Origin of the sequence: Reyranella sp., from assembly GCF_050185545.1 — a bacterium.
Lineage (GTDB): Bacteria > Pseudomonadota > Alphaproteobacteria > Reyranellales > Reyranellaceae > Reyranella.
This window is the reverse complement of record NZ_JBFWZI010000036.1, coordinates 1-20,524: the sequence shown is the minus strand read 5'-3', so window position 1 is coordinate 20,524 and position 20,524 is coordinate 1. Positions and strand designations below refer to the sequence as shown.

Genomic DNA, 20,524 nt, shown 5'->3' with positions numbered 1-20,524 from the left:
CCCGCTCATGCGCATGAGCGGGCGAGACGCCCGCGGTCCGGAAGACGATGACCCCTCCGCCAGCCTGCGCGCCTCCCCAGCGAACTGGGGAGGACAATATGAGGAGCGCGCTCGCCGTCGAACAAGTCCGCTCACTCTCCGGTGCCTGGCGCGGGCGAGACGGAGTCTCGCCGACAGAGCCTGACTTTGCCACGGACGTGCAACGTCCTACTGTCGGCGCATGATTTCCCGCCGGAGCGCTCTTTCGGGCCTGGCCGCTTCAGCCGCGGCCGGATGCAGTTCCCCCCGGACGCCCTTGCCGTCCCCGCCGCCCTATCAGTATCCGCTCGCGCCTCCGCCGCCGGATCGTGCGTCGCTGGGATTGGACGCGGTGATCGACATCAGTCGAGGCGTGACCGTCTCCGACTTCCGATTGGTGCGCCAGAGCAACATCCTCGCCGTCATCCATAAGGCGACCGAAGGCGGCGACTATGCCGACCCGGGATGCGCTGCGAGACGCCCACAGGCCGAGGCGGCGGGATTGCTGTGGGGCACCTATCATTTCGGCACTGGGCAATGGTCGGGTGCGCAACAGGCGGCGTTCTACCTGGCCGTTTCACGACCTGGCCCCAGAACCCTTCTTGCCCTCGACTTCGAGGCCAATGAAAACAATCCGTCGAACTCCATGAGCATCGAGCAGGCCGAGGAGTTCGTGCGGGCAGTGACCGCGGCGACGGGCCGGCTGCCGGTGGTCTACGTTCATCCGATCTGGGCCAACGGCGATCCGCTGCCAGGCTCCGGCCTCAGTCTCGGCGCCCGGATCACGCCGGCGTCGATCCTCGCGCGCTGCGGCCTGTGGGTCGCCGACTATCACGACTCGCCCGAGATCCCGCTCGCCTGGGAGGGAACCGGCTGGCGACTCTGGCAGTATGCCGGCGACGAGACCGAGAGCCGCCCCGCCTACGGGCAGACCAGCATCGTGCGGGGCGTCAGCCACTGCGATCGCAACCTGTTCAACGGCGATGCGACGGCACTCTACCGGTTCTGGGGCGCTGCCAACTGACGTCATGGGCAAGTAGGCTATGACATCTCTTCATCAGGCATGGGCCGCCCTGCAGCCCAGACTACGGATGTTGGAACCCTTGCAGTTCTCCCCCGGCCAATGGTCTCTGATCGAACGCATGCATGCGAACTTCAATGATCGCGAGGTGCATACTCGCTTGCCCATGCCAATTGCCCGCTTCCGCAAGACCGCAAGTGAAACGATCCATGAAAATGCCAGGCAGCTCGACGATGTCAGAACGGTATCCATTGGCGACGGATGGCTGGCGGAAAGGGCAGACGACGGTGCTTCGGATATCATGTCGAGACATGCGCGCCTCTATAATGACGAGGTCGATGCGATGATGAGCGTGCTCGTTCCGTCGGCGCGCTATCGCAAAGGACACTATGCATACGGCAGGTTCACGGCTCCCCAACCGCATGGCCTGCATACGGACCATAGCGCGGAAGATCCGGATTGTACGGGAGAGCCAATCTGCATCGCCAGGATCGAAACCCTGGGTACGCACTACGTTGCCGGGGACTACAGGGAGCACGACCCTGGAACACAGAGCATGCTCAATGCTTTGAGATACTGGATCCCGGTTCCCGAGGGTGAGCCGGACTGCATTCTGGCCGAACTGTTGAGACGGCAGACGATCAAGACCATCCCGGTGAATCACGTCATGCTGATGGTCGCCGGCAACAGCTCGGAAAACGCCCAGATCACCCAACACATCGCAGCCAGACCGCCCGACGGCGGGCTGCATTCGGCGTTCTTTCAAAGGCAGTACAGACTCACGTAAAGACAGAGGAAGCGCCATGGTCAGCAGAAATTCCTTCAAGTTCGTCATGCTGCCGCCGCAGACCGACACGACCCGTGGTTGGGCCAGGCGCCTGGCCGACGCCATGCCGGAGGTCCGCGTGGTCGTCGCCGAGGATGTGGACACCGCGGCGCGGGAGATCGTCGACGCGGAAGCGGCCTTCGGCTGGCTCGGCAGGGAGCTCCTGTCGAAAGCCAGCAGCTTGCGCTGGCTGCAGGCGCCCCAGGCGGCGCCGGCCGCCGGCTACTATTATCCCGAGCTGGTCGACCATCCTGTGTGCGTGACGAATTTTCGTGAGATCTTCAACGACCATATCGGCGCCCACATCCTGGCTTTCGTGCTGGCGTTTGCCCGCGGTCTGCATGTGTTCATTCCGCAGCAGCTGCGCCGCGAATGGAAGAAGAGCCCGCTGGAGACGGGCGATGTCGTGCACTTGCCCGAAGCGACGGCCCTGATCGTCGGCGTCGGCGGCATCGGCGCCGAGGCAGCGCGCCTGCTCGCGGCTTTCGGCGTGACCGTGCTGGCAACCGATGCGCGCCGCACGTCGGCGCCTGCCGGGGTGAGCGAGCTGCATCCGCCGGCCGCACTGGACGACTTGCTGCCGCGCGCGGATTTCGTCATCCTGACAGTGCCCCATACGCCAGCGACCGAAGGTTTCTTCAACCGCGCCCGCTTCCAGCGCATGAAGCGGACGGCGTTCTTCATCAACATCGGCCGCGGCATGACGACCAGGCTGGATGACCTGGTCGCGGCGCTGCAAGCCGGCGAGATTGCCGGCGCGGCGCTCGACGTCTACGAGCAGGAGCCGCTGCCGCGCGAGCATCCGCTGTGGGTCTTGCCGAACGTGCTGCTGACACCGCACATGGCGGGACACGGGCCGTATCTCGACGAGCGCCGGTTCGAGATCGTGGCCGACAATTGCCGCGCCTTCGGTGCCGGTCGCCCCCTGCGCAATCAGGTCGACAAGGCGTCCTGGTTCTGAAGGCGGGCATTCGGCGGCTCTTCTTCTTCCCAACGAAGCTTGGGGTCATTGCTGGGAGCGCGCCACTTCCGTGGCGCTCATGGGATCTGTGATCAAGCAAGAAGAGCGCCACGGGAGTGGCGCGCTCCCAGCGAAGAGTCATGCCCCCTCCCCCGTCTTACGACGTCTTACGGGGGAGGATTCGAGATGTGTCCACTCCGTAGCAGCGAAGCCGGGGAGGAGAATGAAGAGCGCGGGCCTGATTTGCGCGCCGTCGACAGGGAAGGGGAAAGGTGAGACTGTTGGCGGAATAGATGCGGCAGCAATCTGCCGCTGGAAAAGGGAGGAGCAGTTGAAGCCCAGGATCATGCGCGCCTCGACCCGCCCGACAAACAAGGCGGAAGCAAAGAACTTCGTCGGTTCAGTGATGTCCGATCCGGTGTGGGCGCCCGAGGGCCCCTCGCGGCTGCGCGCATCGCGCGTGACCTTCATGCCGGGTGGCCGCACCAACTGGCACCAGCATGCGGTCGGACAAATCCTCTACGTGCTGTCTGGCGTCGGCCGCTACCAGCTGGACGGGCAACCGGTCCAGGAAATCCGGCCGGGCGATACCGTGGTGATCCCGCCCAACGCACGGCATTGGCACGGCTCGGCGCCGGACACGATGATGTGCCATCTCGCGATGTCGGAGACCGACGAAAAAGGCCAGGCGACGACCTGGCTCGAGCCGGTGAGCGACGCCGACTACACCAAGACGGCGGCGAAAGACTGAATTGCCTCCGCCATGGCGCTGCATGTCTGCGCCTTTGGCCACTCGATGATGACGGGCTGAAGCACCTTCCGCTCGGCGTGAAACCGCCGAGCGGAAGGTCGTGCGTCCAACTAAAGCCAGTTGACCGGGCCGAGGAAGTCCCGCTTGCCAATCGGCACGCCGCGATGACGCAGGATGTCGTAGGCCGTCGTCACGAAGAAGAAGAAGTTCGGCAGCGCGAACTGTTGCAGATAGTCGTTGCCGTTCAACTTCCTCTCGTTGCCGCCGGCGCTCCAGGCGATGACCTTGTCCTCCGCGCCGTCGACCTGGGCGCGCGACAGGGACTTCACGAAGCCCAACGCCGTTTCGACACGGCTCTTGGCGGCGGCGAAGCTGGTGTCGTCGACGGCCGGCAGGGCAGGAGGAGCAACGCCCGCAAGGCGGCCGCCGGTGTTCATGGCGAAATCCGCCGACTGGCGGATCTGCCGGGCGAGGCAGAACATGTCGGGATACAGCCGGTCCTGCAGCAGGGCGGATTCCTCGATCTTGTTTGCGGCACAGTGCGCGGCCGCCTTGTCGATGATGCCGGCCAGCGCGCCGAGTTGCTGGGCGCAGGGGGTTACCGCTGCGTCATACAGGGAATACGCCATTGGATTGCTCCTTCGCCAGGGATCCCAAGCGATGACCATAGGCGCAGCCTCGTCGTCGTGCCAACAGCAGGAAACAAGCCAATTTCGCAGGCGCCATTTGCCGGCCTCGGCATCGATTTCTGCCGAGGCAGGAGGTGGCTGGTTTGCCCGGTCCCCATCGCTTTGGCATGATTGCTGACCTTCCGACGGAAAACCCCATGCCCGCGTATCGCAGCTTTCTCTTCGCTCCCGGCAACCATGCGCGGAAGGTCATGAAAGTCTTCGGCTGCGGCGCCGACAATGTGATCCTCGACCTGGAAGATGCGGTCGCCAGGGCCGAGAAGGTCGCGACCCGCGCTCTCGTCGTCGAGGCGCTGAAACGGCCGCGCCGGGGTGGTGCCTACGTTCGTGTCAACGCCTTCAACACCGAATTTTGTTACGGCGATGCGGTGGCGGTGGTCGGTCCCGGTCTCGACGGCATCATCCTGCCGATGGTCGAGAGCCGCGAACAGATCATCGCCTTCGACTGGCTGGTCGCCGCGCTCGAGCGCGAGCGCAGCATGCCGGTTGGCGGCGTCGACATCATCCCGATCATCGAAACGGCGAAGGGCATCGCCAATGTGCGGGCCATCGCTGCCGCCGGCACGCGAGTCAGGCGCATGGCCTTCGGCGCGGGAGACTACACCCTCGACGTGAACATGGAGTGGACGCTCGCCGAGAGCGAGCTGGAGCATGCACGGGCAGAGATGGTCGTGGCGTCGCGCGCCGGCGGCCTCGAAGCGCCGATCGACACGGTGTGGGTACACATCAACGACCTCGATGGCCTTGCGAGCTCCGCGAAGCGGGCAAGGCAGCTCGGATTCCAGGGCAAGATGTGCATCTACCCGCCGCAGGTCGAGCTGGTGAACCGCGCCTTCACGCCGACCGAGAAGGAGATCACCTTCGCGCGGCGCGTCGTCGCTGCTTTCGCAGAGGCGGAGCGTGCGGGCTCCTCGTCGATCCAGCTGGACGGCTTCTTCATCGACTACCCGATCGTCTACAAGGCCCAACGCACGCTCGACGCAGCCCGGGCCGCCAGCGAGGGGACGTAGGCTGGCCCAGTCGCTCGCGATCTCTCAGATAACGCCTTCGCTCTCCAGCACGCGCAGGTCCGCGGGCGTCATTCCCAGAAGCCTGCTGTAAACCTCTGCATTGTGCTGGCCAAGGCCGGGGCCGAGCGTGTCGACGCCACCCGGCGTGTCGGTGAGGCGAGGCACCACGTTCGGCACGGCGAGATCGCCGGCGCGCGGGTCGCTCACGCGGGCGATGTTGCCGCGTGCCGCGTAGTGCGGATCGCGGAACAGCTCGTCGACCGATGCCACGATGCCGCAGGGCACTTCCGCCTCGTCGCAAAGGCGCACGGCCTCCTGTTGCGTCTGCTGCCTCGCCCAGGCGGCGACAAGCCCGTCGACCGCAGCGCGCTGCTTCTCACGTCTGGCGATGGTCCCGTAGATGCCCTCGCCGGCCACTTCGGGACACCCCATCAGGCGGGCCATGCGAGCGAAGATCTTGTCGTTGGTGCAGGCAATGGCGATCCAGCGTCCGTCGCCGGTCTGGTAATGGCTGTGCGGACAGACATTGGGGGCCGCCGCGCCCATGCGCTGGCGGATGAAACCCACCTTGTCGTAGGCCGGCGCCATCTCGTCGAGGATGCGGAAGATCGGCTCGTAAAGGCCGATGTCGATCTGCTGGCCCCGGCCGGTCGCGTCGCGGGCGCGCAGCGCCATCATCACGCCGAGCGCGCCGTAAAGGCCGGCCATGTAGTCCGCGAGCGTTGCCGAGCCCGGTGTCACTGGTGGCCCGTCCGGGTCGCCGGCCAGGAAGGAGATGCCGCCGAAGGCGTTGCCGATCCGCCCGAATCCGGGCTTGTGGCTGTACGGCCCGGTCTGGCCATAGCCCGAGACGCGCAGCATCACGAGGCGCGGATTGACGGCACTCAGCACGTCCCAACCCAGACCCCAGCCTTCCAGCGTGCCCGGCTGGAAGTTCTCGGTCAGCGCGTCGGCCTTCGCGACCAGTTGCTTGAGGATGGCCGCGCCCTTGGGCGACTTGAGATTGAGCGTCACCGACTTCTTGTTGCGCGCTTCCGAAAGCCAGACCAGCGTGTCGCCGCACTCGCTCGGCGTGCCGAGCCTGCGGCACGGGTCGCCGATCCCGGGCTGCTCCACCTTGATCACCTCCGCGCCGAACTCCGCCATGATGGTCGCGCAGTACGGCGCCGCTATGTAGGTGGCGATGTCGATGACGCGCAGCCCGGTGAGCGGGCGGTTGCTGGAAGCATAGTCGGACACGGTGTGGTTCCTTGTCTAAAGCGCCTGCGCCACCTTCGGCATGACCTCGGCGGCGAAGAGGCTCATGGTGTCGACCACCTGCGAATGCGGCATGCCGACCCAGTGCACGGACAGGATCATGCGGTTGACACCAAGGCGCCGGTTGTAGCCGACGATCTGCTCGGCGACCTCGTCGGGCGATCCCAGCAGGAAGCGATCGCGGGTGAGCTCGTCGAAGGCGAGCGAGAGGTCGTCGTCTCCCTTGGGCATCGCCTTCTGCTGCCCCCACTGCTGGTAGACCTTGTACTTCTCCTCGAGATACGGGCGCGCCAGCCGGATTGCCTCGGCACGCGTGCGCGCAACGAAGATCTCGCGCATCAGCGGCAGCTCGTCGGGCATCGGCCTGCCGAGCTCGTCCAGAGCCTTCGTGTAGATCGACAGCTGGCGCTCGATCGTGTCCATCCGCTGATGCGGGTTGATGAACCAGGTGTCGGCCAGTCGCGCGGCGCGCCGCACCGCCACATCGGCATTGGCGCCGAGCCAGATCGGCGGATGGGGCTTCTGTAGCGGCTTCAGCGACACCGTGGCTCGATCCAGCTCGAAATGCGAACCCTTGATCGAGACGTCGTTCTCGGTCCATAGCCGCTTGATGGCTTCGAGGTTCTCCTCCAGGCGCTGCACGCGCTCCTGCGCCGTGGTGCCGAAGGCCCTGAACTCGACGTCGCGGTACCCCAGCCCGGCACCGAACACCAGGCGCCCGCCGGACATGACGTCGAGCGTTGCGAGCTGCTCGGCGATGTCGAGCGGCTTGTGCAGCGACAACAGGATGATGCCGGTGATGATGCGCATGCGCTCGGTCTCGGCCAGCAGGCGCGCCAGCAGCGGGATCAGCTGGTATTGCTGCAACGGCGCCGCCGCATAGTGCATGCCGGTCAGCAGATCGGAGAAGCCGAGCTGATCGGCCAGGCGCACCTGCGCCTTCACCTCCTCGAACCGCTTCCTCATGTCGTCGCCGGCGTGATACTGGCCGCGCACGAACAGGCCGTAAGTGAGATCGCTCATTGGTCGTCGTCGAACAGCAGGTCGGCGACGTAGGGGTTGGTCTTGCGTTCCCAGCCGAAGGTCGAGGTCTGGCCGTGGCCGGGCACGAAGGTGATGTCGTCGCCGAACGGCCACAGCCGGTTGCGGATCGAGCCGAGCAGCTGCTCGTGGTTGCCGCGCGGAAAATCGGTGCGGCCGATCGAGCCGCGGAACAGCACGTCGCCCACGAAGGCGACCTTGGACGGCCGGTGCACGAATACGACATGGCCCGGCGTGTGGCCCGGGCAGTGCACGACGTCGAAGATGAGGTTGCCCAGGCTCACCGTCTCGCCGTTGTCCAGCCAGCGGTCGGGCACGAACGGCTTGTAGGCCGGGAAATTGTACTTGGCGCCCGAGTCGGGCAGGCCCTCGATCAGGTAGAGGTCGTCGCGGTGCGGACCCTCGATCTTGACACCGTAGTGGTCGGCCATGGTGCCGGCGGCCGAGGCGTGGTCGACATGTCCGTGGGTCAGCAGCACCTTGGCGATTTCGATGCCCTGCTGCTCGATCGCCTGACGCAGATGGTCGAAATCGCCGCCCGGGTCGACGGCGGCGCCCTGCATGGTCTCGTCGCACCAGATGATGGAGCAGTTCTGCTGGAACGGGGTGACGGGGGCGATCATGATCTTGAGCATGGCACCGATCTAATGCCTCCCGCGGCCGCGCGGAAGGGCGTATGGTGCTGCTCTCCATGCGTCGGCGGCAATGAACCAGCGACTTCTGCTCTGCCTTCTCGGCCTGATCGGCCTCTCCCTGGCCCCGGCGCGGGCCCAGATCGCGGCGGTGGCCTCGCCCTCCGGCCCGGTGCAGGCCGGCCCCTACGTGGTGGTCGATGCCGAGAGCGGCGAGACCCTGCTGGAGCGCAACGCCGGCGCCTTCTGGTACCCGGCGTCGCTCACCAAGATGATGACGATGTACATCGTCTTCGAGGAGCTCAGGGCAGGCCGGCTGACCCTGGCGTCGGCGGTGCCGTTCTCCGAGCACGCGCGATCCCAGCCGCCCTCCAAGCTCGGCGTCGGCCCCGGCCAAGCGATCACGGTCGAGCAGGCGCTGCAGTCGCTGGTCGCGCGTTCGGCCAACGACACGGCGACGGCGCTGGGTGAGCTGATATCGGGTTCGACCGCTGCCTTTGCGCTGCGCATGACCGAGACGGCGGCGCGGATCGGCATGAACGCCACCCAGTTCCGCAACGCCAGCGGCTGGCCCGACTCGAATCAGATGACCACGGCGCGCGACATGGCAGTGCTCGCCATGGTGCTGATCAAGCAGTTCCCCGAATACTACGGCTACTTTCACACCCAGGAATTCATGTTCGGCAAGGTCCGCATCGGGCCAGGCATGAAATTCCTCGATCTCTACGCACCCTATGCCGACGGGCTGAAGACCGGTTTCATCTGCGCCTCGGGCTTCAACATCGTCGGCAGCGCGGTGCGCGATGGCCGGCGCCTGATTGCGGTGGCGTTCGGCTTCCGCCGCGCCGACCTGCGGGACGAGTTCCTGGTCCGCCTGCTCGACGAAGCCTATTCCCTGAAGACCGGCGGCAACCGGCCGAAGATCTGGCAGATGCGCAATGGCACCGGCGGACCGGCCACCGTATTGCCGCAGGGGGAGTGCGGCACCATCCGCTACGACATGCCGGGTGATGCGGCGTGGCTCGGCACCTATCCCGACTGGAAGAGCGCGCGCCATGTCTACGACGTCGGGCAATCCAACCTCACGCGACTCGGCATCACGCGGCTCGGCAAGGAGTACATCCTGCCGGTGACCACCAACAAGGTGACCCGGCAGGCCGCCATCATCGCCGATCTCGAGCCGGCCGCCGCGGAGCGCCTATGCTCCGACTACGCGAGACGCAAGCTGTTCTGCCAGGTGAAGAAGCCCCAGGAATTCGTGGCCCCGTTCAGCGGCTTCTGGCGTTAACTCTTCTGGACCGCGGGCGTCTCGCCCGCTCATGATTCATGAGGCGGGCGAGACGCCCGCGGTCCGGAAGAGCATGACCGCCTTGGCCGGCCCCGGCATTCGTGGCATACCGCGCCCATGAAGTGGCCGCGCCCATGAACTGGCTGACCAATTTCGTCCGGCCCAAGCTGCGAGCTCTGGTCGCGCGCAAGGAGGCACCGGAGAACCTGTGGCTGAAGTGCCCCAAGTGCGAGCAGATGCTGTTCATGCGCGACTGGGAGGCCAACCAGGAAGTCTGCACCCATTGCGGCCATCACATGCGCATCCGGCCGATGAAGCGGCTGCCGCACCTGTTCGACGACGGCAAGTTCGAGCTCCATCCGCTGCCGCGCGTGATCGCCGATCCACTGAAGTTCCGCCATACCAAGCGCTACGACGCCCAGCTCAAGGAAGCGCAGGCCAAGGCCGACGGCGCGAGCGACGCGCTGGTCGTGGCGAGCGGCACCATGGGCGGGCGCGCCGCGGTGGTGGCGCTGCTCGATTTCGGCTTCATGGGCGGCTCGATGGGCACGGCGGTGGGCGAGGGGATGGTGATGGCGGCCGAGCTCGCCATCGCCCGCAATGCGCCGCTGATCGCGTTCTCGGCCTCGGGCGGCGCGCGCATGCAGGAGGGCATTCTGTCGCTGATGCAGCTCACGCGAACCACCATCGCCGTGCGCAAGGTCAAGCAGGCCGGCCTGCCCTACATCGTCGTGCTGACCGATCCGACGACCGGCGGCGTGTCGGCCTCGTTCGCCATGCTGGGCGACATCCATCTCGCCGAGCCCGACGCCATCATCGGCTTCGCCGGCCAGCGCGTCATCCAGGACACCATTCGCCAGGAGTTGCCGGAAGGCTTCCAGCGCTCGGAATACCTGCTCGAGCACGGCATGGTCGACGCCGTCGTGCATCGCCACAAGATGCGCGAGACCCTGGTCCGGCTGATCACGCTGCTGATGGAGTCGAGCGCGCCGGCACCGGCACCCGCGCAAGTGCCGGCGGCCGCGGCGCGATGAGGGTGGCCTTCTCTTCTCCTCCCCAGCTTCGCTGGGGAGGTGTCGCCGTCTTACGGCGACGGAGGGGTCATGAGCTTGGACCGCGGACGTCTCGCCCGCTCAAGCTCATGAGCGGGCGAGACGCCCGCGGTCCGGAAGACCATGGCCCCACCGCCCCGTATGTCGGGGCACCACCCCAGCAGAGCGGGGGAGGTGAATGAACGTCGCATGAGCCAGATCGATCCCCAGGTCGAGCGCGTCAAGCGGTTGCAACCGCGCTCGATCGATCTCGGGCTCGGGCGCATCGAGGCGCTGCTCGACAGGCTGGGCAATCCGCAGCGCCGCCTGCCGCCGGCCATCCATGTCGCCGGCACCAACGGCAAGGGCTCGCTGGTCGCCTACCTGCGCGCCATGGCCGAGGCGGCCGGCTACCGCGTGCATGTCTATACCTCGCCGCATCTGGTGCGCTTCAACGAGCGCATTCGCGTCGCCGGCAAGATCATCGACGACGATGCGCTCGATGAGCTGATCACCGATTGCGAGCAGGCCAACGGCGAGAAGCCGATCACCTTCTTCGAGATCACGACGGCGGCGGCCTATCTCGCCTTCGCGCGCGTGCCGGCCGACCTGGCGGTGATCGAGGTCGGGTTGGGCGGCCGGCACGACGCCACCAACGTGATCGATCCCGTGTTGTCGGCGATCACGCCGATCGGCTTCGATCACACCGGATTCCTGGGCGACAAGCTCGACGGCATCGCGCGCGAGAAGGCCGGCATCCTGAAGCACGCCGTGCCGGCGGTGATCGGCCGCCAGCGCGACGTCAGCGCCGGGGTGATCGAGGAGGAGGCGGGCCGGCTCGCCGCCCCGCTGTTCCGTCTCGGCCGCGAATGGCAGGTGACGCCGACCGCGTCGGGCTTCCGCTACGAGAGCGACCATGCCGGGCTCGACCTGCCGGCGCCGGCGCTGGTCGGCGTGCACCAGCTCGACAATGCGGCGACCGCCGTTGCCTGCATCGAGCGGCTGCGCGCGGCGCGGGTTCGCATCGACGATGCGGCGATCGTGAAGGGTCTCGCCTCGGTCGACTGGCCGGCGCGCCTGCAGCGGCTGACGCGTGGGCCCCTGGTCGATGCGCTGCTGCCGGGCTGCGAGCTATGGCTCGACGGCGGCCACAACGAGGATTGCGGCATCGCGCTTGCCCGCCAGGCCGTCGAATGGGCGAAGGAGCCGGCGCCGCTGCCGCTCCATCTCGTGTTCGGCATGCTGACCACCAAGGACGCCACCGGCTTCCTGCGGCCGTTGGCGCGCCATGCCGCGAGCGCGCGTGCCGTGCCCATCGAGGGCCATTCCGCCTATACGCCCCAAGAGGCCTCGGCGCGCGCCAACGATGTCGGGCTGGATTGCATCCCCACCACCGACATCGGCTCGGCGCTGGAGGATCTGCTCGCCACCCAGCCCGCGCCGATGCGCATCCTGATCTGCGGCTCGCTCTACGTCGCCGGCACCGTGCTCGCCCGCAACGGGTAGACTGAAGTTCTTCAGGCTTGACTGAAGTTTTTCAGGCTGGACCTCATGGTCTTCCAGACCGCGGGCGTCCCGCCCGCTCATGCTCAAGAATTAAATCACGAGCGGGCGGGACGCCTGCGGTCCAGGAAGAACATGAGCGAGCGACGCGAAGCGCTCACTTCATCTCGAGGTTACCGTCGCCGGCGACCAGGGACGCCGCCTCGCCGCCCTTCAACCAGCCGAGGGCGCCGCCGTCATTGCGCAGATAGGCCAGCCAATAGGCGGTGGAGACGGCCTTGATCAAAGTGTAGCCGCGTGCCTCGACGGTGGCGAAATCGATCGTCTCGCGTCCGCCGACGCCCAGATCGCGCAAGCCGCGCGTGCCATTGAAGTACATGTGATCGGCCCGGTCGATCACGAGAAAGAACTTGTTGCCGGTCGCCGGCATGGACGCAAAGGGAACCATCCGTTGCTCGACCGTCGCTCCGAGCCCCGGGAACGGCCGGCCATCGAGCGTGCCTGTGATCAGCAGGGCGGGTCGCCTGAAGGCCGCGAACTGATGCTCGGGATCGGCGCCCAGGGCCTGCGGGCTGAAGGCGAGGAAGGCGCTGAACCGACTTTCCGGCAGGCCGACCGCCAAGCGATCGGCGATCCCCGGGGCGGGCCGCTGACCGCCGAGAAACAGCGTCGTGACGGCGCCGAACGAGTGCCCGCTCATGCCGAGACGGTCGAGATTCAGGCGCGCGGCGAGAGGGTCGCCGGCCGATTGCCTCCTGCCGAGATCGGCAACGACGAACTTGATGTCGGCGATGCGCGCCAGGAACTGCTGCAGGGTGGCGCCGCTGCGCAGGCCGCTGAAGCGCTCGCCGGCCGGTTTGTCCTTCCATAAGGCTTCGTCGCTGCCGGGATGCTGGACGTGGATCACCGCGAAGCCGCGGCTCGCCCAGTGCTCGCCCCATTCCCGGCCGCCGTCGCGCGAGCCACCCAGCCCGTGCGAGAAAACGATTACCGGCACGGGCTCGCGGCTCTCGGGCAATCGGATGCGCAGCGGGATGTCGCGTTGTCGCGAGTCGTCGGTCCAGGTCTCGTCGATCTGCCGGATTGTGAAGGGCCCGGGCGCCGCATAGTCGGGATCGGCACTCGCCGCGCCTCTGGCAAGCAGGGCGAGGCCCAGCAACGCCAGAACGGCGACCGCCAGCGACCTCATGGGACTCTCAGCAAACGAAAGGTCCCTCGCCATGCGCGGGATGACATGGCGCTGTCATCCCGAGCGCAGCGAGAGACCTTTGATTTCTTCGGCGTGCAGTCGATTACGGCACGGGAACCAGGGAACAGCGTCTGATACTGCCTGCTCGTGTGGAACTCAGCTGACGACGGTGTTGATCCAGCTCACCAGCTTCTGCTTCGGCTCGGCGCCGATCTTGGTGGCGGCGACCTGGCCGTTCTTGAACAGCAGCAGGGTCGGGATCGAACGGACGCCGTAGCGCGTCGGCGCCATCGGGTTCTCGTCGATGTTGAGCTTCACGACCTTGAGCTTGCCGTCCATCTCCTTGGCGATGTCCTCGAGCGACGGGCCGATCATGCGGCACGGGCCGCACCACTCGGCCCAGAAGTCGACCAGGACGGGGGTATCCGACTTCAGGACTTCCTGCTCGAACGAGGCATCGGTTGCTTTGACGGTCATCCGGACTTCTCCCAAAAACAAATCAGGCCGGTCGATCGACCGGCGCCGCCCTTGGCCAAGAAGCTAGGAACGCGCCCCGGGCAAGTCAAGATGCGGCCGCGTAAGGCATTGAACGGGCGAGCGTTTCAGCATCGATCTCCATCAACAGGGGTGCCGCCGTCCAGAGCAGGAATGCCCTTACGGTTCGCCCGGGATAGGTGCCTTCGAGCAGCGCTCGATAGAGCGCGAGCTGGCGGCGGTAGGCGAGCGGCACGTCGACTACCTGGGCTGGTGGTGGCCGGTTGGTCTTGTAGTCGACGATCAGCACCTCGGATGCCGTCACCGCAAGCCGATCGACCTGGCCGCTGACGGTGAAGGCGCCGCGTCCCGTCCGCACCGTGCCGATCAGCGGCACCTCGGCGCGCGAGCCCTCGGCGAACAGCGCGGCATGGCCCGGCGCCGCGATCACGGCGAGCGCCTCGTCGGCCCATTGCGCGATCTCGTCGGCCGCGAGCCCGTGCGCCGGCTGGGCGAGAAAGCGCCGCGCGGCGGCGGCCCGCTCGGCGACCGGCAGCGCCGGCAGGTGGCGCAGCAGGTCGTGCAGCAGCAGCCCGCGCGCGAAGCGGCGCGGATCGCCTGACGCCAGCGGGCTGTAGGCGCGCGGCGGCGCCGCCCCTTCGTCGGGCAGCGGCTGCGAGGGCGCCAGGGGAGTGGGCGGCTCGGGCTCAGCCGGCGCATCCTTGTTCAGCCAGGCTGGCAGCGGCGCCGCCCCCTCTAAGGCGAGCTCGGCCTGCTTGGCGATCGTGATCTCACCCGGGTTGGTGAGCTCGAATCCGTCGCCTGCCCAGCCGGCCGCGCCGAGTTGGGGTGTGAAGTCGAAGTTGCGAGCCACCGCGCGATGGCGTCCCGGGGCGCGGTCGGGATCGGCGGCGCCGCTGGCCCTGAGGCCGGCGGTGATGCGCTCGTACCAGCAGCCGCGGTCCGGTTCCCTGGCGTTGATCCAGCCGCCGACATAGAGCCGGTCCTCGGCCCGCGTCATGGCGACATAGAGCAGGCGATTCTGCTCCTGCAGGTCGCGCTCGCGCGCCCGGCCGCGCCAGTCGTGCGCCGCGGCATTGGCGTCGCGCACGCGCGGCAGCCACAGGCGCGTGTCGCCGTCCGCGGCGGTGAGCAGCCGCTCGTAGTTCTGCGGCACGCGTGTCGTGTCGGGCAGGTAGACGATCGGCGCCTGCAGGCCTTTCGAGGCGTGCACCGTCAGGATGCGCACCTCGCGGCGGCGATTCTGATCGAGGTCGCGCTTGATGTCGCCGCCGCCTGCCTCGAACCAGCGCACGAAGCCCTGCAGGGAGGTGCCTTCGACCTGCTGATACTGCAGCGCCCGCGCCAGCAGCTCGTCGATTGGATCGGCGGCCTCGCGGCCCAGCCGCTCGAGCAGGCGCACGCGGCCGCCGGCGGGACCGAGCGCGTCGGCGAAGAAGTCGAACGGCGTCGAGAGGTCGGCGCGGCCAAGCCAGTCGGCGAGACGGGCATGGGCCTCCGCGAAGCCCGGCTCGCCGGCGCGCGCCCTGAGCGCCTGCCACAGCGAGCCGCGCCTTTGCCAAGCCAGGGTGAAAAGCTGGTCCTCGTCGAGGCCGATCAGGGGCGATTTCAGCAGGCAGGCGAGGTTGAGGTCGTCCTGCGGCAGCAGCACGAACCGCGCTATGGCCATCAGGTCCTGGATGGCGAGCTCCTCGGCGAGGTCGAGCCGGTCGACGCCGGCGACCTCGATGCGCTCATGCTTCAGCGCCCGCACCAGCGCATGGACGAAAGCGTTGCGCCGGCGCACCAGCACCATGAAATGGCCCTCGTGCAGGAGCTCGCCCTTGCGCGCCCGCCGCTCGCTGCCGATCAGGCCCCGCGCGTGGCGGGCGATCAGCTGGGCGAGCCGCTCGTGCGGCTCGGCCATCTCGGCCTCGGCCGAGTCGAGGTTGCTGGTGTCGGTCTCGCTCTCGATGGCGCGGACGAGCGGCCAGACCTCGACGCGGCCCGGCTCGCCGGTGCGGCTCGCCAGATGCTCGACCTCAATGTCGGCGGAGGCGACGCCGCTCGCCGCGGCGGGCTCGCCGAACACCCAGTCGACGGCGTCGAGCACCGCCGAGGTCGAGCGGAAGGAGACGTGCAGGCCGACCGGCACGAAGCGCTGGGCGGCGAGCCCGGTGCGCTCGCCGAACCACAGGCGCATCTCCTCGAGCTTGCGCGGATCGGCGCGCTGGAAGCCGAAGATCGACTGCTTGGCGTCGCCGACGGCGAAGATGGTGCGCGGCCGCTCGACCGCGCTCTCGCCGGCGAAGAACTCCTCGGTCAGGCGGCGGATCACCTCCCACTGGTCGGGGTTGGTATCCTGCGCCTCGTCGACCAGCACGTGATCGATGCCGCCGTCGAGCTTGTAGAGCACCCAGGCGGCGCTGGCCGCCGTCTCGAGCAGGCGGCGCGTGTGGACGATCAGGTCGTCGTAGTCGAGCACGGCGCGCCGGCGCTTGGCCTCGGCGTATCGCCCGGCGATGTCGAGGCCGAGCCGCAGCAGCGCCACCGTGCCGTCGACCAGCGCCGCGCCGGCGATGCGCTCGAGCGCCGCCTCCAGCCGCTCGGCCTCGCCGCGCAGGACGCGATCGATGTCCGACATCCGGGCGCTCGCGGCCTTGGTGGCGAGGCGGGCCTGGATGCGGCCGTCCTTGGTGAAGAAGACCGCTGCGTAGTCCGACCACAGCGCGGCGCGGTTGTCGCCGGCTTCCAGCCAGTCGGCGATTGCCTTGCCGCGCGCGGCATCGGTCGGGCTGCCCTTGGCAAGGGCGCGCGCGGCCTCGGCGAGGCCGGTCCTGTCGAAGGCGGAATCGCGGCAGGCCGCCTCGGTGAGCGCATCGCCGGTGTCGTCGGGTGCCGAGCCGAGCGCGTGGGCCAGGCGCACGCGCAGGCGCTGCAGGCCGTCGGCATCGCGCAGGCGGTTGAGCAGCCAGGCGCGCTCGCCGAGCAGGCTCGACAGGAGCTGGCTGTACTCGGCGACCGACACCTTGTTGGCCACGACGGCAAGCGCCTCGGCGAGATCGGCCGGCGCCGCGTCGCCCGCCAGCGCTTCCATCTGCTGATCGCGCGCTTGCTGCAGCAGCGCCCGGGCCTCGGCCTCGTCGAGCACCTCGAATCCCGGCGCCACGCCGGCCTCCAGGGGGAAGCGCTTGAGCAGCGCCTGGCAGAAGGCGTGGATGGTGAGGATGTTGATGCCGCCCGGCGCGTCGAGCACGCGGGCAAACAGCCGGCGGGCCACCACGCGCTCGTCGGGCTCGGGCCGGCGGTCGATCAGCTGGGCGATCTCGTCGTCGAGTCCGGCGTCGCTGGCGAGCGCCCAGCGGCCGAGCTGGCTGGCCAGGCGGTTGCGCATCTCGGCCGCCGCCGCCTTGGTGAAGGTGAGGCAGAGGATGCGCTGGGGCGGCACGCGATCGAGCAGCAGCCGGGTCACGCGATCGGTCAGCACCTTGGTCTTGCCGGTGCCGGCATTGGCCTCGACCCACGCCGAATGCCCCGGCGTCGTCGCCAGCCGCTGCGCCTCGGTGGCGAGGGTGAGGGCGTCGGTCATTGTCTTCCGGACCGCGGGCGTCTCGCCCCCTCACGAGAAGAGCGGGCGAGACGCCCGCGGTCCGCATGAGGCAAGACTCTCATCGCTGGGGGCGCGTCACTGCAGTGGCGCGATCTTCGTTGGCAACACAGATGACGCGCCACTGCAGTGGCGCGCTCCCAGCAATGAATCGTGTTTCCCCTCATTCCTCGTCTCCGCCGGCGGTCGACCATTCGGCGATGCGCTCGAGGTGCTTGTAGTCGTTGAAGAACGGCATGAAGGCCGACCACGGCACGGCGCGGTAGGGCGTGTCGGGCGAGGCGTAGTGCGTTGCCATGCGCTCGACCAGGGCGAGCATGCGCGGCACCAGCTCGTCGCTGTTCTCGACGGCGTTCACCGAGCCGCCGTCGCCCAGCCCGTTGGCCTGCCAGTAGGACAGGTGCGCGCTGCCAGCGCGGCCCGGCAGCGTGGCGAAGCCGCCGCGCTCGCCCATCGCCGCCTCGAGCAGCAGCTGCGGCGCGAACAGCGCCTCCATCTCCTTTTTCTGCGGCACCCGGCCGGTCTTGTAGTCGATGATCTCCCACACGCCGGGGCCGATCTCGTCGATGCGGTCGGCACGCGCCTCGATGCGCAGCGGCCCGAGCTGGAGGGCGCCGTCGATCTCGCTGCCCAGTACCCGCGTGCCGGCGTGGCGGCGCGCATTCTCGGTGGCGACGAACCAGCGCGCCAGGCGCCTGAAGCGCGGCCACCAGAATGCGCGCTCGGCCGGCGCCGCCAGCACCTCGGCAAGATGGCGCTCGCCCATGGCTTCGAAGCGCGCCAGCGCATCGGTTGGCAGCAGGCCCGACGGATGGGTCTTCAGGAACTCGTCGAAGGCGGCGTGCAGGGCGGTGCCGCGCTCGGCGGCACCGAGCTCGGCCTCCAGCGGATCGAGCAGGCGCAGGCCGAGGATGCGCCGCGCATAGAGCCCGTACGGATCGCGCCGCCACTGCTCGATGCTCGAGACCGGCAGCACCGTGGGCCGCGCCTCGACCGGCGGGCGAGGCTCGGGCCTGAGCCTGGGCGCGTAGGTCGTCGGCGCGTCGATCGCCTCGGCCCAGGCGAGCAGGCTGTGCCGACCGCGCTGGATGTACTCGGGCGGCGGCGCCGGCGCGCCGGGCTCGTAGCCGAACAGCGCGTCGAGTCGGGCGAGCCAGCGCGACGGCACCGTGGGCGCGCCGCCTTCGCGCTCGGCGCGGGTCAGCAGCACGCGCTCGGCGCCCAGCGCTTCCGTGAAATCGTGCGCCGACAGGCCGACGCGGCGCTCCGGCTGCGGCAGGCCAAGCGCGGCGCGCATCGGCCGGTTGATCCACGGACCGGTGTCGACCGACGGCGGCCAGGTGCCCTCGTTGAGCCCGCCCAGCACCACGAGATCGGCACGCTGCAGACGGGCCTCGAGCGGCCCCCAGATGGCGAGCCGCGGATGGCGGCCATAGGCCGGCCGCACGGTCTCCGGCTCGAGCATGGCGGCGAGCAGCGCCGGCCATTCTCGGCCGGGGATCGCCTCGCGCCCCCGCCAGGCGCCGCGCAGGCGGGCCAGCGCATCGGCCAGCGCCTCGCCAGCCTCCCCCGACCATAGCGATTGCGACGCGGCGAGCTGTTCGGCGCTGGCAATCGTGGCGTCGAGCAGGCGGTCGGGTGGCGCGCCCGCTTCCATCGCCTGCCCCAGCCCGGCGGTCGCCGAGTCGAGCCGATCGAGCAGCTCCCCGATGCGGTCGCGCTCGGCGGGATCGCCGAACTTCGCCTCGGCCAGCCGGGCGCGGATCTCGTCGAGCCCTGGCGCCGGCTTCAGGCCGCGCAGGCATCTGGCGTCGAGCCGCCGAGTCGTGGCGAGCAGCGTGCCGCGCGTGCCGCCCAGGGTGGCGAGCGGATGCTTGAGCAGCGCCAACAGCGCCACCGGTGCAAAGCGCTGGTCGACGGCATCGACCAGCAGCTGCAGCAGCGCCGCGGGCGGCGTGTGGCTGAGCGGCTGGCCGGCCGAATCGTCGATGTCGATCTTCCAGCGCCTGAGCTCGGCGGCGACGCGGCGCGCCAGCGTGCGGTCGGGCGTCACCAGCGCCGCGGTGCGGCCCGGCGCCTCGAGCACCTCGCGCAGCGCCAGGGCGATGACCACCGCTTCGTGGTGCGGCGTCGCGCAATCGGCGCGCGTCACGTGCTCGAGCGACGAGACGGGTGGGCGCACCCACGCCTCGCTGGTCTCGGCCGGCCGCATCAGCTCGCTCGCCAGTCTCGCGCGCGCTGCCGAGGTTCCGCTGCCTGGCCATTCGGCGACTTCGCTGCGCTCGACGTTCAGTGCCTGCAGGAGCTCGCGCAGGCCGAACTGCGGATGCGAGGGGTCGAGTGCCAGCCAGCTCGCCTCGTCGATGTCGCGATCGAGTCCGGGCAGCACGACCGCGCCCTTGGGCAGGCCGGAGATGACGGCGAGCAGTTCGCGAGTCGCCGGCTGCGAGCCGGTCGAGCCGGCGGCGATCACCGGTGTCGCCGGCGGACGGGCGCGCCAGCGCTCGGCCTGGGCACGGATCGATCGCGTGCGCCGGTCGATCGCGTCGATCTGGCCGCGCTCGGCCAGGATCCCCGGCCAGTGCTCGCCGACGATGGCGAGGAAGCGCAGCGTACGCTGCCAGTGGCTGGCGAAAGTGCTGTCGACGAGCCCGGCCAGCCGATCGAATGCCACGCCCTCGATGGCGAGCTCGTCGATCAGGCTGGCGAGCTCGCGTGCGAGCTTCAGCGCCTGCGCCGCCGATTGCGCGACCCGCTGGCCATCCTCGTCGGTGAAGGCGGTGACCAGCTGGGCGAGCAGCGCTTCGCGCTCGGCCGGTTCAATGGCCGGCGGCAAGGCGAGGGCCCCGGCGTCATCGCCGGCGATCGGCTCCCAAGCGCCATCGTCGACGTCGCCCAGTGGCGCGAGCCGCGGCAGCAGCAGAGGCCTGCCGTCCGAGGCACGCAGGAATGCCTCGCGCAGCGCCCGTACCGAGCGCCGCGTCGGCAGCAGGATCAGCGCATCGGCCAGCGCAAGAGGATCCTCGCCATGGGCGGCCAGGATGCCGCGCGCCAGGACGTCGACGAAGCGACGGTCGAGCCCGATAGTGAAGACACGCGTCATCGCCGGGAGCGCGCCACTCCAGTGGCGCTCTTCTCGTTGATCATACAGCCCATGAGCGCCACAGGAGTGGCGCGCTCGTGCGACCGCGAGTGTGTCTGGCTTGGAGGGTGGAAGTCCCTTCCA

16 protein-coding genes are annotated in these 20,524 nt (G+C 68.7%); 8 read left to right on the top strand and 8 right to left on the bottom strand.

Annotation, left to right across the window (positions count from 1 at the left end; genetic code table 11):
- Positions 1-370 precede the first annotated feature (370 nt).
- The 4 genes from AB7O82_RS12760 (at position 371) to AB7O82_RS12745 (ending at position 3,577) form a co-directional block, all read left to right on the top strand.
- Positions 371-1,042 (top strand): glycoside hydrolase family 25 protein, encoded by a 672-nt coding sequence (locus AB7O82_RS12760; RefSeq protein ID WP_428546776.1) that lies wholly within the window; start codon positions 371-373, stop codon positions 1,040-1,042.
- 79 nt (positions 1,043-1,121) lie between these two features.
- Positions 1,122-1,826, top strand: coding sequence for a hypothetical protein (locus tag AB7O82_RS12755; protein ID WP_428619511.1), 705 nt, complete (start codon positions 1,122-1,124; stop codon positions 1,824-1,826).
- Positions 1,827-1,842: 16 nt separating this feature from the next.
- On the top strand, positions 1,843-2,826 hold the full coding sequence (locus tag AB7O82_RS12750; protein WP_428546782.1) for a D-2-hydroxyacid dehydrogenase: 984 nt from the start codon (positions 1,843-1,845) through the stop codon (positions 2,824-2,826).
- 223 nt (positions 2,827-3,049) lie between these two features.
- Entirely contained in the window at positions 3,050-3,577 is a 528-nt protein-coding gene (locus AB7O82_RS12745; RefSeq protein ID WP_428619508.1) for a (R)-mandelonitrile lyase, read from the top strand.
- A gap of 110 nt (positions 3,578-3,687) precedes the next feature.
- Here AB7O82_RS12745 and AB7O82_RS12740 read toward each other — a convergent pair whose 3' ends face one another.
- Entirely contained in the window at positions 3,688-4,206 is a 519-nt protein-coding gene (locus AB7O82_RS12740) for a DUF1993 domain-containing protein (protein WP_428546785.1), read from the bottom strand.
- 197 nt (positions 4,207-4,403) lie between these two features.
- On the opposite strand from AB7O82_RS12740, the gene AB7O82_RS12735 reads away from it, so the two are divergent.
- Positions 4,404-5,276: an HpcH/HpaI aldolase/citrate lyase family protein gene (locus AB7O82_RS12735; protein WP_428546788.1), complete on the top strand. Its 873-nt coding sequence runs from the start codon at positions 4,404-4,406 to the stop codon at positions 5,274-5,276.
- Positions 5,277-5,300: 24 nt separating this feature from the next.
- Here the strand turns inward: AB7O82_RS12735 and AB7O82_RS12730 are convergent, their stop codons facing one another.
- The 3 genes from AB7O82_RS12730 to AB7O82_RS12720 are packed head-to-tail and all read right to left on the bottom strand — an operon-like array spanning position 5,301 to position 8,209.
- The gene (locus AB7O82_RS12730) at positions 5,301-6,515 is read right to left on the bottom strand and encodes a CaiB/BaiF CoA transferase family protein (RefSeq protein ID WP_428546791.1); all 1,215 of its coding nucleotides are present in this window, start codon (positions 6,513-6,515) and stop codon (positions 5,301-5,303) included.
- Between the two features lie 15 nt (positions 6,516-6,530).
- Entirely contained in the window at positions 6,531-7,556 is a 1,026-nt protein-coding gene (locus AB7O82_RS12725; protein WP_428546794.1) for an LLM class flavin-dependent oxidoreductase, read from the bottom strand.
- On the bottom strand, positions 7,553-8,209 hold the full coding sequence (locus AB7O82_RS12720) for an MBL fold metallo-hydrolase (RefSeq protein WP_428546797.1): 657 nt from the start codon (positions 8,207-8,209) through the stop codon (positions 7,553-7,555). The genes AB7O82_RS12725 and AB7O82_RS12720 overlap by 4 nt, the downstream gene beginning before the upstream one ends.
- A 70-nt stretch (positions 8,210-8,279) precedes the next feature.
- Between AB7O82_RS12720 and AB7O82_RS12715 the strand changes: the two genes are divergently transcribed.
- The 3 genes from AB7O82_RS12715 (at position 8,280) to AB7O82_RS12705 (ending at position 12,031) form a co-directional block, all read left to right on the top strand.
- Positions 8,280-9,494: a D-alanyl-D-alanine carboxypeptidase family protein gene (locus AB7O82_RS12715; protein ID WP_428619505.1), complete on the top strand. Its 1,215-nt coding sequence runs from the start codon at positions 8,280-8,282 to the stop codon at positions 9,492-9,494.
- A gap of 134 nt (positions 9,495-9,628) precedes the next feature.
- Positions 9,629-10,528 carry an acetyl-CoA carboxylase, carboxyltransferase subunit beta gene (accD, locus tag AB7O82_RS12710; RefSeq protein ID WP_428546803.1) on the top strand — a complete coding sequence of 300 codons (900 nt, stop codon included), beginning with the start codon at positions 9,629-9,631 and terminating at the stop codon, positions 10,526-10,528.
- Positions 10,529-10,735: 207 nt separating this feature from the next.
- Positions 10,736-12,031, top strand: a complete 1,296-nt coding sequence (locus AB7O82_RS12705; protein WP_428619502.1) for a bifunctional folylpolyglutamate synthase/dihydrofolate synthase — start codon at positions 10,736-10,738, stop codon at positions 12,029-12,031.
- 154 nt (positions 12,032-12,185) lie between these two features.
- Here the strand turns inward: AB7O82_RS12705 and AB7O82_RS12700 are convergent, their stop codons facing one another.
- The 4 genes from AB7O82_RS12700 to addB form a co-directional block, all read right to left on the bottom strand.
- The gene (locus AB7O82_RS12700) at positions 12,186-13,217 is read right to left on the bottom strand and encodes an alpha/beta hydrolase family protein (protein WP_428546809.1); all 1,032 of its coding nucleotides are present in this window, start codon (positions 13,215-13,217) and stop codon (positions 12,186-12,188) included.
- A gap of 156 nt (positions 13,218-13,373) precedes the next feature.
- The gene (gene trxA, locus AB7O82_RS12695) at positions 13,374-13,694 is read right to left on the bottom strand and encodes a thioredoxin TrxA (RefSeq protein ID WP_428546812.1); all 321 of its coding nucleotides are present in this window, start codon (positions 13,692-13,694) and stop codon (positions 13,374-13,376) included.
- Between the two features lie 85 nt (positions 13,695-13,779).
- The gene (addA, locus tag AB7O82_RS12690; RefSeq protein ID WP_428619499.1) at positions 13,780-17,280 is read right to left on the bottom strand and encodes a double-strand break repair helicase AddA; all 3,501 of its coding nucleotides are present in this window, start codon (positions 17,278-17,280) and stop codon (positions 13,780-13,782) included.
- Positions 17,281-17,461: 181 nt separating this feature from the next.
- Entirely contained in the window at positions 17,462-20,401 is a 2,940-nt protein-coding gene (addB, locus tag AB7O82_RS12685; protein ID WP_428546818.1) for a double-strand break repair protein AddB, read from the bottom strand.
- Between the last annotated feature and the right edge of the window lie 123 nt (positions 20,402-20,524).